Annotated in this window: 10 protein-coding genes; 8 read left to right on the forward strand and 2 right to left on the reverse strand. The window is 67.7% G+C overall.

All coding sequences use genetic code 11. The features are described from left to right. Nucleotides 1-49 precede the first annotated feature (49 nt). Both G4D85_RS08265 and G4D85_RS08270 read right to left on the reverse strand, forming a co-directional pair. Nucleotides 50-496, reverse strand: coding sequence for a Spy/CpxP family protein refolding chaperone (locus G4D85_RS08265; protein ID WP_164009771.1), 447 nt, complete (start codon nucleotides 494-496; stop codon nucleotides 50-52). A 65-nt stretch (nucleotides 497-561) separates the two neighbouring features. Continuing rightward, on the reverse strand, nucleotides 562-2673 hold the full coding sequence (locus G4D85_RS08270) for a sulfatase family protein (protein WP_164009773.1): 2112 nt from the start codon (nucleotides 2671-2673) through the stop codon (nucleotides 562-564). 276 nt (nucleotides 2674-2949) lie between these two features. Here G4D85_RS08270 and dnaE point away from each other — a divergent pair, with 276 nt between their 5' ends. The 8 genes from dnaE to G4D85_RS08310 all read left to right on the forward strand — a co-directional run bounded on the left by dnaE (nucleotide 2950) and on the right by G4D85_RS08310 (nucleotide 13306). Beyond that, a complete protein-coding gene (gene dnaE, locus G4D85_RS08275) occupies nucleotides 2950-6504 on the forward strand; it encodes a DNA polymerase III subunit alpha (RefSeq protein WP_164009775.1) in 3555 nt (1184 codons plus the stop codon). A 142-nt stretch (nucleotides 6505-6646) separates the two neighbouring features. Continuing rightward, nucleotides 6647-7117 carry a DUF4150 domain-containing protein gene (locus G4D85_RS08280; protein WP_164009777.1) on the forward strand — a complete coding sequence of 157 codons (471 nt, stop codon included), beginning with the start codon at nucleotides 6647-6649 and terminating at the stop codon, nucleotides 7115-7117. A gap of 65 nt (nucleotides 7118-7182) precedes the next feature. Further along, nucleotides 7183-9642 carry a TIGR02270 family protein gene (locus G4D85_RS08285; protein WP_164009779.1) on the forward strand — a complete coding sequence of 820 codons (2460 nt, stop codon included), beginning with the start codon at nucleotides 7183-7185 and terminating at the stop codon, nucleotides 9640-9642. A 197-nt stretch (nucleotides 9643-9839) separates the two neighbouring features. Next, nucleotides 9840-10493, forward strand: coding sequence for an AHH domain-containing protein (locus tag G4D85_RS08290; protein ID WP_164009781.1), 654 nt, complete (start codon nucleotides 9840-9842; stop codon nucleotides 10491-10493). Nucleotides 10494-10516: 23 nt separating this feature from the next. Next, complete coding sequence (locus tag G4D85_RS08295; protein ID WP_164009783.1) at nucleotides 10517-11107, forward strand: imm11 family protein; 591 nt, start codon at nucleotides 10517-10519, stop codon at nucleotides 11105-11107. After that, entirely contained in the window at nucleotides 11104-11886 is a 783-nt protein-coding gene (locus G4D85_RS08300; RefSeq protein WP_164009785.1) for an Imm49 family immunity protein, read from the forward strand. The genes G4D85_RS08295 and G4D85_RS08300 overlap by 4 nt, the downstream gene beginning before the upstream one ends. Nucleotides 11887-12197: 311 nt before the next feature. Beyond that, nucleotides 12198-13025, forward strand: coding sequence for a crotonase/enoyl-CoA hydratase family protein (locus G4D85_RS08305; RefSeq protein WP_164009787.1), 828 nt, complete (start codon nucleotides 12198-12200; stop codon nucleotides 13023-13025). Nucleotides 13026-13051: 26 nt separating this feature from the next. Then, entirely contained in the window at nucleotides 13052-13306 is a 255-nt protein-coding gene (locus G4D85_RS08310; protein WP_164009789.1) for a hypothetical protein, read from the forward strand. The last annotated feature ends 81 nt before the right edge of the window (nucleotides 13307-13387 follow it).

Consider the following 13387-nt stretch of genomic DNA (forward strand, 5'->3'; position numbering starts at 1 on the left):
TGCCCCACGGCCCCGGGCCCGCCCGGGTGGCCGGGCCCGTGGGTGGACGTCACTTGATGCCGGTGCGCTCACGGAACTCGGTGGCCAGCTCCTTGCGCTGCTCCGGCGTCAGCGTGCCGTGCACTTCCAGCGCGGCGTCCGTCATCTTGTGGGCGAAGGCGCGCATGGCGTCGATGCGGGCGTCCACCAGCGAGTGCAGCTTCTGCGCGTCCGGGGCGTCCGACGAAAGCTGGGCGAAGGCCTCCGCGCGCGACCCGTGATGCTCCTCCATGAGCTGCACCCCGTCCTCGAACAGGCGGTCCTTCACGGCGTTGATGGACTGGCGCTGCGCGTCGGTGGCGTCCAGGTCCTCCAGCTTGTCGTTCAGCCGCCAGGTAATCATCTGCTTGATGCGCTCGGGGTTGTGGCCCCAGCCATGGCCTCCGCGGAACGCGAAGCCGCTGAGGAGGACGACGGCGAGGACGGCGGAAGCGGCGATGGCAATCTTCTTCTTCATGGCACTCTCTCCGGTGCGGGGCCCGTGGAGGGCTCCGGGTGGGTTCGCCGAGGTGGCGACAGTGCTCAATGTGCCGGGCGCCCATGTCGTGCGCCTGTACGGGGCGTGAAGAAGTGTGAAGGGCGCTCCTGGGCCAGCACTTCGCGCAGGGCGCGCACCACGTCCGGGTGTTGCTCGCTCACCTCGTGGGCCTCCGCCGGGTCCGCCACGACGTCATACAGCTCCACCTCGAGCCCGCTCGGCGTGGGCAGCTCCAGCAGCTTCCAGCGGCCCAGGTACACGCCCCGGTGACGGGCCGCCTGCACGGCGGCCTCCCACTCCGGCTTGAGGGCGATGTCCCCCGTCTCCGGCTCCACCGTGGCTGTCTCGTAGACCCAGGGGTAGGGGATGCGCATCCGCTGGTAGGGCTGGCCGTCGCGGTCGCTGAACCAGAGGTCCGTCTCCACGAGCGCGGGCGCGTCCGGCAGCGTGACGCCCTCCGCGCCCGGACGGACGAGGGACGCCAGCGAGCGGCCGCGGAAGCTCGCCGGTGCGGGCACGCCGAGCAGGTCCAGCAGCGTGGGCGCCACGTCCAGTGCGCGGGCCCGCTGTCTCACGGTGTGTCCCTTGGCCACGTGCCCTGGCAGGTGCAGCACGAAGGGGATGCGCAGCGCGGCGCCGCCCCACAGGTGGTCCCCATGGCCCAGGCCCCGCCCCTCGTCCGCGAGGTGCTCGCCATGGTCCGCCAGTACCACCACCAGCGTGGACTCCCACAGCCCTCGCCGCTCCAGCTCCGCGCGCACGTCGCCCACCAGCCCGTCGAAGGCGCGCACCGAGGCGTCGTAGTTGGCCACCAGCGCTCGCACGTCCTCGGGCGTCGGTGGAGGCTGTCCCGGGGGCGCCTCCAACTGGGGCGTGGTGCCGAAGCGCCAGGGGCCCGAGTAGTCCGGCGCGACGAAGCGGCCCTGCTCGGGCCAGGGCGCGGCATACGGGAAGTGCGGCGTGGAGCCGAAGACGACGAGCGCGAACGGGTCTCCGCGCGGCAGGCGCTCCAGCGTGCGCCGCACGCGGCCCAGCAGCGGGGCGGGGTCGGTCAGCTCGGGGAACTGGCCGCGCTCGGTGAAGAGGCCGGGCGCCAGCGCCGTCCACGGCAGCAGGGCCACGTGGGTGATGAGCATCCGCTGGCGGATGAGGTCCGGGAAGTGGAAGGCCGGTGCCTCCACGTGCTGGAAGCCGAAGTCCAGCCGGGAGAAGTGGTCGCCCGCGTAGTCCGCCACCACCGCCGTCCGCCAGCCGGCGCCGTTCAGCGCGGTGGCCAGCGTGGTGAGCGGCTGCTGGCGGGCCTTGCGCCCCACCAGGGTGTGACGGATGGGGTGCTCGCCCGCCCACTGCGAGGTGAGCAGCGTCGTCCACGAGGGCGCGGTGCGCGGCACCTGCACCACCGTCTCCTGGAACTGCGAGCCCTCGCGCAGCAGTCGGTCGAGGTTGGGCGTGGTGGGGCGCGGGTAGCCGTTGCCGGAGAAGTGGTCCGGCCGCAGCCCGTCCGCGGAGAGGATGACGAGGTTCAGGCGCTCCGAGGGAGGCTGGGGCACAGCGGGCGGCGGGCCCGCGCGTACCAGCTGCCCCGTCCCGAGCAGCACCGCCACCGCGAGCGCTCCGCCCACCGCCAGCGCCCGGGCCGGCGCGCGCCGCAGCGCCCGCGCGAGCAGCAGCATGCCGGCCAGCGAGGGCAGCACCGCCGCGCCCAGGCGCCAGGCCCCGGGCGTCGTGCCGCTCACCGTCAGGAGTACCCACCGCGTGGCGGCCGAGCGCTCATACAGCGTGGCCGCGTACAGGTGCGGGTGGTGCGCCAGGTCGCCCAGCACCAGCAGTGCGTCCACCGCGAGGCAGGCCAGCGCGCTACCCCAGAACACGGCCCTGCGGCCCGCTCCGGCTGCCCAGAGGCCCGCGCCCAGCAGCGTGCCCAGGGCCAGTCCCACGACGGTGTAGGCCGCGAGCAGCCGCCCCACCTGGCCCAGCACCACCCCGCGCCACTGGCTCCAGACGTATTCGGAGACCACCCGGCTCTCGTTCCCCTGGTAGCCCAGCTGCATGTTGAAGACCGCGCAGAGCGTGTAGAGCGCCAGGAAGACGAGCAGGCCCGCCCGGCAGCCGAGCAGGAGGGCGCGGGCGAAGGTGGGGCGGTCCGCGGAGGCCATGAGGGCTTCACGCTGGGCACTGTCAAGGCCGCGCAACACCCCGGAATCGCATTGAAGTGCTGCTGAGTGGACGCCCGGAGGGGGGCACGGAGGCAGGCGCCGGCCAGGCCCCGCCGTTACTTTCTTCAACCCTGCTTCCGCTCATGGCAGAAGAGGTTCCAGGGCCGATTTATCGGCTCCGCCGTCGCCTACCTCCAGAGTCTCGATACTGGACTGGCGAGCAGGGGAGCGCAGCCCTAGTGTTCAGCATCTCTCCTCCTGGAGTGGCACGAGCCTATGTCCTTTACCCACCTCCACCTGCACACCCTCTACTCGCTCCTCGATGGGGCGATCCGGATGAAGGACCTCATCAAGACGGTGAAGGAGAAGGGGATGACCAGCGTTGCCGTGACGGACCACGGCAACATGTTTGGCGCCATCGACTTCTACAAGAAGGCCAAGGACGCCGGCATCAAGCCCATCCTCGGCATGGAGGCCTACGTCGCGGGGCCCAAGGGGCGCGAGGACCGCTCGGAGAAGGTGTCCCACCACCTCATCCTGGTGGCCAAGAACGCGGAGGGCTACGCCAACCTCCGCTACCTCTCCTCCACCGCGTACATGCAGGGGTTCTACTACCACCCCCGCATCGACAAGAAGGTCCTCGCCGAGCACAGCAAGGGGCTCTTCGCCCTCACCGCGTGCCTCGGTGGTGAAGTCACCAGCGCGTGCTTCCGCGGCGACATGGACCACGCCCGCCGCGCCGCGCAGGAATACAAGGACATCTTCGAGCCCGGGCACTTCTTCCTCGAGGTGCAGTCCAACGGAATGCCCGAGCAGGAGAAGGCGAACGAGAACCTCAAGCAGCTCTCGCGGGACATGGACATCCCGCTGTGCGCCACCGCGGACGCCCACTACATCAAGCGCGAGGACGCCCGCGCGCACGAATTGCTGATGTGCATCGCCAGCGGCAAGACGCTGGCGGACGGCAAGCGCATGAAGCACTCCACGGACAAGCTGTACGTCACGAGCCCCGCGGAGATGCTGGAAGCCTTCAAGGACATCCCCGAGGCCGTCCACAACACCCAGCGCATCGCCGAGCAGTGCAACCTGGAGCTGAAGCTGGGCAAGCCCATGCTGCCCACCTTCAAGGTGCCCGACAGCCACACCCCGGACAGCTACATGGCGGAGCTGGCCTACGAGGGCCTGCGCGAGCGCTTCAAGGAGCTGGCCGCCACCGTCACCTATCCCATCGACCGGGAGGTGTACGTGGACCGCCTGAAGCTGGAGATTGGCGTCATCCAGAAGATGGGGTTCAGCGGCTACTTCCTCATCGTCCAGGACTTCATCAACTGGGCGAAGAAGCAGGGCATCCCCGTGGGCCCGGGCCGTGGCTCCGGAGCCGGCAGTCTGGTGGCCTACGTGCTGGGCATCACCGACCTGGACCCCATTCCCTACAACCTCCTGTTCGAGCGCTTCCTCAACCCGGAGCGCGTGTCGATGCCGGACTTCGATATCGACTTCTGCCAGGACCGCCGGGACGAGGTCATCCAGTACGTCGGCCGGAAGTACGGCGAGATGAACGTGGGGCAGATCATCACCTTCGGCTCGCTCAAGGCGAAGAGCGTGCTGCGCGACGTGTGCCGCGTCTTCGCGCTCCCGTTCAGCGAAGGCGACCGCATCGCCAAGCTGGTGCCGGAGGTGCTCAACATCACCTTGAAGGAGGCCATCGAGATGGAGCCTCGCCTCAAGGAGATGATGGAGACGCCCACCACCCTCGGTGAGGTGGAGGGCCGGCCCGTCACCACCAAGGACGTGCTGGAAATCGCGCTCGCGCTGGAGGGGCTGCACCGCCAGCCCGGCATGCACGCGGCAGGCGTGGTGATTGCCGACAAGCCGCTGTGGGAGTTCGTGCCCGTCTACCAGCCGCCGGGTGAGAAGACGCTCATCACCCAGTTCGCCAAGGACGAGGTGGAGGCGGCGGGCCTGGTGAAGTTCGACTTCCTCGGCCTGAAGACGCTCACCGTCATCCAGCACGCGCTGGACCTGGTGAAGCGCAACCACGGCAAGCACATTCCCCGGCACGAGATTCCGCTGGGCGACGCGGAAGTCTGGGAGCTGATGGCCAAGGGCGACACGGCCGGCATCTTCCAGATGGAGTCGAGCGGCTTCACGGAAATGGTCGTGAAGCTCAAGCCGAACTGCTTCGAAGACGTCATCGCCGCTGGTGCGCTCTACCGCCCGGGTCCGCTGGACTCCGGCATGGTGGACGTCTTCATCAACCGCAAGCACGGCCGGGAGAAGGTGGCGTATCCGCACCCCGCGCTGGAGCCGGTGCTCAAGGACACCTACGGCGTCATCGTGTACCAGGAGCAGGTGATGCAGATCTCGCAGGTCCTGGGTGGCTACACCCTGGGCCGCGCAGACCTGCTCCGCCGCGCGATGGGAAAGAAGAAGGCCGAGGTCATGCAGGCCGAGCGCGCCGGCTTCCTCGAGGGGTGCGCGAAGAACAACGTCGACCTGAAGGTGGCCGGCGAAATCTTCGACCTGATGGAGAAGTTCGCCGAGTACGGCTTCAACAAGAGCCACTCGGCGGCCTACGGCCTCGTCACCATCCACACGGCGTGGCTGAAGGCGCATTACCCGTGCGAGTTCATGGCGGCCCTTCTCTCCAGCGAGAAGGACAACACCGACAAGGTGGTGAAGCACATCAGCGAGGCGCGCGAGTCGGGCCTCGCGGTGCTGCCGCCGGATGTGAACCAGTCGGACATGGCGTTCGGCGCGGTGGAGGGGAAGATTCGCTTCGGCCTCGGCGCCATCAAGGGCGTGGGCGAGGGCGCGATTGAGTCGATTATTGAGGCGCGCAAGGACGGCCCCTTCAAGAGCCTGTTCGACTTCTGCGAGCGCGTGGACAGCCGCCGCGTCAACCGCAAGGTGCTGGAGGCGCTGGTGAAGGCCGGCTCCTTCGACTTCGAGAAGCGCCCGCGCCGGCAGATTTTCGACACGATTGAGAAGGCGATGAACCGCGGCTCGGCCAGCCAGAAGGACAAGGCCGCGGGACAGAGCTCGCTGTTCGGCATGCTGGCCGGCCCGGCCTCGGGGAGCGGCGGTGGGCTGAAGGACGAGTACGTGTCGGTGGAGGAGTGGTCGGAGAAGGAGCGGCTGGCGCTGGAGAAGGAGGCCATCGGCTTCTACGTGTCCGGGCACCCGCTGCATCAGTACGACAAGGAGCTGAAGCGCTACGCGAAGCCGATTACGGCGGTGCAGCGTGCGCGGAAGGACGACAAGCTCACCGTGGCCGGTGTCGTCACGGTGCTGCGCGAGCGGCCCACCAAGACGGGCAAGCGCATGGCGTGGGTGACGATTGAAGACCTGTCCGGGTCGATTGAGCTGGTGTGCTTCCCGGGCAAGGACGGCACGCGCAACGTCATGGGGCGCGATGGCAAGTGGGCGAAGCAGGGGCCCAAGCCGGGCTTCGAGCACTGGGAGCACCTGCTCAAGTCGGACGACCCCATCCTGGTGACGGGGACGGTGCAGATCAGCCAGCGTGACGAGGACTCGCCCACGCCGGAGCTCATCGTCGACGACATCCAGAGCCTCAAGGAGGTGCGTGAGAAGCGCACGAAGCGGCTGGAGCTGCGCGTGCCGGCGGACCTGCTCACCGAGGACCGTGTCGCGAAGCTGCACGAGCTGGCGAAGAAGTACGCGGGTGCGACGCCGGTGGCGGTGAGCGTGCTCTTCCATGGGGAAGGTGAGGCGCTCATCGGGAACACGTCCATCAAGGTGCAGGTGAACGACGACCTGCTGCTGGCCGTGGACCGGTTGTTCGGGATGCGCGTGGTGGAGTTCGGCTGACGCCAGGCGTAGTGCCCGGCTCTCAGGAGCCGGGCCTGCCGGGCTCCAATGCACTCCCGTGCAGCCGTCTGGAGTACACACGGGGCATCTGCCTTCCAGTCCGATTTACCCCCTTGGATGCCGGCCGCTACAGTTCGGCTCCATGGCAAACACGGTCGGCGTCAACAAGATGTCCGTGGTGACCAGGGACTCCAATGGGGTCTCGGTCGCCTTCCCCGATGTCTGCAAGACACCGAGCCCAGGTGGCCCGGTTCCCATCCCCTACCCCAACGTCGCCAGATCCTCTGACACCGACAAAGGTACCAAGCACGTCAGCGTGCAGGGTAACCCAGTCTGTGTGAAGGACTCGAACTTCAGCACCAGTACGGGCGACGAGGCCGGTACCGCTGGAGGTGGAGTTGTGTCGGGGAAGACCCAGGGCAAGGCAGAGTTCGCGAACTTCTCGTTCGACGTGAAGTTCGAGGGCAAGAATGTCGCCCGGGCGATGGACCTCATGTTCCACAACGACAAGAACACGCCCCCCTCACCCCTGATGCAGCCGCCCGTCGTGGCGCTCGGCGAGAGCGGTGAAAAACCCAAGTGCCTGACCTGCAAGAACCCCGTGGATGAGTGAGTGCAGTGAACCCGGCTGGCAATCGCGCCATGGGATCCGCACTTTCAGAAGCCCAGCAGGAGCTTTTGGAGGGTCACCTCGGCGAAGCCGCGTTCCTGTGGACCTTGTGGGAGGGCGCCCTGGTCTCTCCCGCCTATACCCTGGCAGAGCTGGCGGAGGGGCCAGAAGAGCGGCTGCTGGCGCACCTGGATGCGCTGGTACTGGGTGGCTCCCATTCCCGACAGAAGCTGCTGCTGCCAGGACTCTCCGGAGATGACGCGGACGTCGTCACCGCCTCGGCACTGGGCCTGCTCTCCTCGGGAGAGGAGAAGGCGGAGGCGGCGGTCCTTGACGCGCTGGAGCACGCCGAGCCAGCCGCGCGCTCCTGGCTGCGCCGGTCCCTGGAACTGGGAGCTTCGCCGCGCGTCCTGAAATCCCTCTCACGGCTGCTGGCCTCGCCGGAGGCCGATGTGCAGGCTGCTGCCCTGGAAGTGGTGGCCTTCCGGGGGGAAGAGCCGGGCCCCCTGCTGGGAGAACTGCTTTCGCATCCATCCCCCCAACTGGTGGCCGCAGCGCTGAAGGCCGCTCGCATGACCCAGGGGCCTGTGTCCGAGCAGAGTGTCCTCAATGCGCTGGCTGCGCCGCACGCCGAAGTACGCACCGAGGCCCTGCTGACAGCGCTGACCCTGGGCCTGGGCCCGGCCTGGTCCTTGTGCAGGAAGCTGGCTACGGGTCCCACCCCCGACGGCACGGCCCTGCTCCTCGTAGGACTCGGGGGCAATGACTCCGACCTGGAGCGGCTGCTGGCAGTCGCGAAAGCTCCTGGCAACCGCGCGGAGGCCATCTGGGCCCTGGGCTTCAGCGGGCGCGTCGAGGCGGCGGAATGTTGCCTGCAACTGCTTGAAGATGCAGCGCTCGGTAGGTTGGCGGCGGAGTCATTCTGCGCCATCACCGGTCTGCGCCTGACAGGGCCCTACGAGCGCGCGCCGCTGGAACCGGCTCTCCGTGAGGAAGAGGACGCCTCCGAGGGCGTCGTGGGACCAAGACCCGAGGACACACTGCCCCTCGCGGCGCCCGGGCCAGTTCACTCGTGGTGGCGGGAGCACCGAGGCCACTTCGAGCGCGGCGTTCGCTACCTGTTGGGCAGACCTCTGAGCGGGGCTTGGCTCGCGGAAGCCTTGGAGCATGTGCCCATGCGGCGGCGTCACGTCCTGGCCCAGGAACTCGCGTTGCGCAGCCGGGGTCGGTTCCTCCTCCAGTCCCGAGGCTTCTCCGCAACGCAGCGAGCCGGGGTCCGAGAGGGCCTGGAAGCGCTGGGGCGGCTGGGCCTGAGCTGGCCTTTCCAGGAACTGCTGGCCACCACAAGGCCTCCTCGCCCAACCCCCATGCTTCAGCGGAGCTTGGACCGCCCACGTCAGGGCACACGCCCGCATCCGAGGCGGTTGGCCATCACCGGGCTGGGCATGGTCTCCGCCCTCGGTGACGATGTCGTAGCGAGCTGCGCAGCCAGCCGCGCGGGACTGTCCCGCCTCTCCTCGCTCGGGGAGGTGCAGGTGTGGGACCCCGAGAGCCGGCAACTCGAACCGGCCCGAGGCGCAGCCATCCCCTGGCTCACGGAGGGCTTCTCCAGTCACGGCCGCCTCGCGGCGCTGGCCACGGAGGCCCTGTTGGACCTGCTTTCGCGGCCCCACCAGGAACCTGGTCCCCGGTGCGCGTTCTATCTCTGCGCTCCGGGCGGCTACTATCTGCAGGAGCTGGAATCGCGGGAAGGCGTCCCGGCCTCCCTCCACGAGGCGCGCCGCGCCATGTACCAGCAGCGCCTGCTCCCTGCCGTTCTCCGGGCCGCGAGGCTCCAGACGTCTCCTAAGGTGCAGCTCCTCTCATTTGGGGACACCGGCTTCCTGCTCGCGCTGCAGGACGCGCTCCGGCAGCTCGAAGCCGGCGTGGTCGAATCCTGCATCATCGGCGGTGTCGACAGCCTGGTGGAGCCACGCCTCGTCGAAGCGCTCGACCAGCTGCGCCTGTTGAAGACGCCGGGCAACCCGGTGGGCCTGCTCCCCGGGGAGGCCTCTGCCTTCGTGCGCGTGGAGCGCTGGGATTCCGCTGTCAGGCGGGGGGCCCAGGTCCTGGCAACGCTCGAGGCACCCTGCGTCGAAGCGGAGCCGTTCCACCGCTTGTCACGCACGCCGGCTCTGGGTGAGGCGCTCGTGCGTTGCATCCGGCGGACGCTGGGCGCGCTCGGCGGCCCGCGGGAGCAGGCGCTCAGGGTCATCGCGGCCTTGAATGGTGACAGCTACCGCGCGACCGACTGGGGACACGCGCTCGTCACCCTGCGTTCGCAGGGTTATCTGGCGGAAGCGCCCACGTGGTACCCCGTCGCCTCCTTCGGGGAGACAGGGGCGGCGGCCGGTCTGCTGGGAATCTGCATGGCGGTCCGTGGCTTCGAGCGGGGCTACCTCCCGGAAGGTGGAGCGCTGCTCTGGGTCAGCGGCGATGACGGCAGCCGCGGCTCGCTCCTACTCCACCCTCCTGAACCCAAGGCATGAGGCAGGTCCATGACATCCCAACGGCACTGGCCGGAGCTCCCTGACGTGGACAAGCACCTGAGAAGGACGCCTCCACGGGCTGTATCTACAAGCACGTTCCGGGACACCAGCAGAGCCCGACCTTCCCGGCTTGCTCCTACAAGTACAACAGTGTCGAGGAGACGGAGAGCGTCTCTCGCAAACGCTCCCTCTATGAGATGGACCCCGATGACGACCTCAGGGGCTCCTGGCGCATCGGTCCCAAAAAGCGGCTGACCGCCGCGGAGCGGTTGAAGGGCAAGGCCTTCGCCACGAAGACAGCCCGCGGCCCCACGCCTGCGAGCGGAACGAAGGACTCCCACCAGCCTGTCAATCCCCTGGACGAGAAGGGTGCCTGGAACTTCGGGAAGGGACAGAACTACCAGAGCGAGCTTCGTCCCTTCATGCACGAGCACCACCACATCCTGCCGGAGGAAACCGTCTTTGATTGCCTCGAGCAGCAGGAGGAGCGGGAGATCCTCCAGTCTCACATCAAGTACAACATCAACTCCCGACTCAACATGATCATCCTGCCGTGCACCTGGGACGTTGCGCAGATCCTGGGGCTGCCCAGGCATCGAGGTCGGCACGGCAAGCAGACTGCCTACGCAGCACGCTGCATCACGGAGCTGAACAAGTTCCGGGCCAGGTTCGACCAGATCAAGAACGAGGGCTGTGAGGGAACCAAGGCCAAGATTGCGGCCGATACCAAGAGGCAGCTTGAGCGCACGCAGCAGGAGATATACTGGCTGCTGGTGAAGTGGGGTCGGGCCGAAGCGCAGGCAGGCCGTGGGGCACACATCAACAAGCTGCCCACCACCCTCACGATGTGACCCTTCGCGCCTGAGTGACAGTGATGAGCCATTTCATCTTCGGAGCTGACGCCACGAAGCCGGAGTACTGCCAGGTTTGGAAGTACCCGAGCGCGATGTCCAATTTCTACAAGCCCACGCTCGGCAAGCCCATGGGCGCCGAGTACCCGGAGGGCCTGAGCTTCCACATGGCGCCCGAGGTCACGGGAAGCCGCCTCGCGGACGTCATTCCCAACACCCTGAGCTATCTGCTGGTGTCCGCCCGGATGAAGGAGCTGTTGGCCCAACACACTACCGAACCCATCGAGTTCCTCCGCTTCACCCTGCTCAACCACAAGGGGCGCGTCGCCAGCGACGAGTGCTACATCGCCAACGTCCTCGGTACGCGGGACTGGGGGGACATGGAGCGGAGCATGGGCTCCAGAACCACCGCTCCGAGTGGCGAGCGGCAGTTCGACCGCCTGCGGCGGCTCTACCTGAAGGACGACCAGGTGGACCCGCAGGTCAATCTCTTCCGCATCGCCATGATGCCCCGGGTGATTCTCGTGAGGGAGGAACTCAAGGCGCTGATGGACGCGCAGGGACTGACCGGAATGGTCTTCCACGCCTTGGGGACGAAGGTCGACATCCAATGAGGCATGACCCGCTGGAGCTGGCGCAGGAGAACTACAGCTTCCAGCTTCGGTGCGCACTGGAGGCGGTGGAGGAAGGCGACGCCACCGCCGAGGACCTGTCCACCATCGCCTTCTCCTACCGCATCCTGGGACTCTGCGCCCTGCTGCGTGACATGGACGGGGAGCGGTTCGCAAGGCTCCTGCGCAAGTCAGGACTGGCCCGCTTGCATCTGCTGAGGCAGGTTGCTTCGGAGACCCAGCCCCCAGACCAGGTGCTAGCCATCAGCAAGGACACGGGCTTCGTCGCCGCGCTGGCCGCGGGGGACCTGGATACCGCGACACGCATCGCGGAGCGCTCACCGGACACGTTCCTGGAAGGTATTGAGTACGAGGAGGAGTTCCTCTTCTTCCACTTCCAGCAACGGCTGCTGCGCACCCCCCGGGACGAAGCCTCTCTCTGGGGCACCCTCGACCGCTGGACCCGCGTGGTAGAAGGCGAGCCCACCGTCTACCTCGCTGTCTGCCAGGCCCTGCTGGAAGCAAATGAGGCCGCGTTCTGCTCCGCGCTCGGCGAGGTGCTCAAGACGCGAAAGGAGAGCCTCCGGAAGTACCGGAAGCAACTCGACTTCGACCGGGAGCTCGATGCTACAGAGGGGAAGGTATACCTCAATGGGCTCGCTCTCGTGCGACTTGCGCAGTCCCGCGGGGTCGTCGTACCCCAGCGGCTGGAGCTGATTCCGCGGCCGGCCCGGGAGGCCTCATGTCCCGCGCTGCCAGAGGATGCCTGGCTCAGCCCATGAGCCTGGACGGCCCGCAGGTTCAACCGGTCAGGGCAATACGCTTCTTGGATGTTCAGCGGGCGAGAGGAACCCGAGCGTCTTGCGTGAGCGGCTGTTGAGGCGTGTGGCGATGGCATCGCGTCGTGCCTGCGAGTAGCCGGAGAGGTCGGTTCCTTCCGGGAACTACTGGCGCGGGAGGCGGCGCGTCTCGAGGATGAAGCATTGGTGCTGCGCCATCTCCAGGGGCTTCGTTGATGCGGTGGCGCGTCTGGGTTGGATTGCATGAAGTTCCAGTAGGTTTCAGGAGTTGGAAACTCGCTGAGGAGGAACAGATGGACGGCACGTACAAGTCGCTGCGCATCGAAAAGGGTGAGGGCGTCGCCGAACTGGTGCTCACCGGCCCGGGCAAGGGCAACGCCATGGGCCCCGACTTCTGGCGGGAGATGCCCGAGGCGCTGAAGGCCCTGGACGCGGACGACGCCGTGCGCGTCGTGCTGATTCGCGGCGAGGGCAACCACTTCACCTACGGCCTGGACCTGATGGGGATGATGGAGTCCCTCGGGCCGCTGCTCACCGCCGAGGGCAACCTCGCCCTGGAGCGCACGAAGCTGCTCAAGCTCATCGGCGAGATGCAGCAGGCCACCGAAGGCGTGGCCCGCTGCCGCAAGCCCGTCATCGCCGCCGTACACGGCTGGTGCATTGGCGGAGGCATGGACCTCATCGCCGCGTGTGACTTCCGGTACTGCTCCCAGGACGCGAAGTTCTCCCTGCGCGAGGTGAAGGTCGGCATCGTCGCGGACCTCGGCGCGCTCCAGCGCCTGCCGCGCATCATCGGCGATGGCAACACGCGCGAGCTGGCCTACACCGGCGGGGACGTGGACTCCGCGCGTGCCCTGCGCATGGGCCTGGTCAACGAGGTGTTCCCCACGCCCGAGGCACTGCTCACCGAGGCACGGGCCACGGCGCGGCGCATCGCCGACAACCCACCGCTCGTCATCCAGGGCGCCAAGCAGGTGATGGAGTACTGCGCGGACAAGTCCATCGCGGATGGCCTGCGCTACGTGGCGGTGTGGAACTCCGCCTTCCTCCAGTCGCATGATTTGACGGAGGCCTTCTCCGCCTTCGCCGAGCGCCGGCCTCCCCGCTTCCAGGGTCGTTGAGCACCTCCCAGACACCCGGAGTCAACATGGCACCGCGTCGGTTCGAGTACCGCATCGCCCAGTCCCAGGATGGGCGGGTGACGTTCGTGAATGGTCAGTGGGCGGGAAAGGTTCCCATCCAGGAGGCCTCCAGGTCCGCCAGGCCCTTTGAGTCCTGCGAGACCCTGTGGGAGTGGCTCCAGGCCGAGGGTCGGGAGGGCTGGGAGCTGGTGTCCACCACGGTCGAGGTGGCAGGCGAGCAGAACCTGACCCGCCTGTACCTGAAGCGCGAGCCAGGCTGACAGGGTGGGGGGCTTCCGCCTGCAAGACGTCAGTGCGAGGATTTCTTCATCATCATCGTGCACGTGCAACGGGAGCCTGTC

Source organism: Pyxidicoccus trucidator (genome assembly GCF_010894435.1).
Lineage (GTDB): Bacteria > Myxococcota > Myxococcia > Myxococcales > Myxococcaceae > Myxococcus > Myxococcus trucidator.

Excerpts from the sequence above, each read along its gene's own strand:
- dnaE (WP_164009775.1), top strand. The coding sequence starts at position 2,950 with ATGTCCTTTACCCACCTCCACCTGCACACCCTCTACTCGCTCCTCGAT.
- G4D85_RS08265 (WP_164009771.1), bottom strand. The coding sequence starts at position 496 with ATGAAGAAGAAGATTGCCATCGCCGCTTCCGCCGTCCTCGCCGTCGTC.
- G4D85_RS08295 (WP_164009783.1), top strand. The coding sequence starts at position 10,517 with ATGAGCCATTTCATCTTCGGAGCTGACGCCACGAAGCCGGAGTACTGC.
- G4D85_RS08310 (WP_164009789.1), top strand. The coding sequence starts at position 13,052 with ATGGCACCGCGTCGGTTCGAGTACCGCATCGCCCAGTCCCAGGATGGG.
- G4D85_RS08270 (WP_164009773.1), bottom strand. The coding sequence starts at position 2,673 with ATGGCCTCCGCGGACCGCCCCACCTTCGCCCGCGCCCTCCTGCTCGGC.
- G4D85_RS08305 (WP_164009787.1), top strand. The coding sequence starts at position 12,198 with ATGGACGGCACGTACAAGTCGCTGCGCATCGAAAAGGGTGAGGGCGTC.
- G4D85_RS08280 (WP_164009777.1), top strand. The coding sequence starts at position 6,647 with ATGGCAAACACGGTCGGCGTCAACAAGATGTCCGTGGTGACCAGGGAC.
- G4D85_RS08300 (WP_164009785.1), top strand. The coding sequence starts at position 11,104 with ATGAGGCATGACCCGCTGGAGCTGGCGCAGGAGAACTACAGCTTCCAG.
- G4D85_RS08290 (WP_164009781.1), top strand. The coding sequence starts at position 9,840 with ATGGACCCCGATGACGACCTCAGGGGCTCCTGGCGCATCGGTCCCAAA.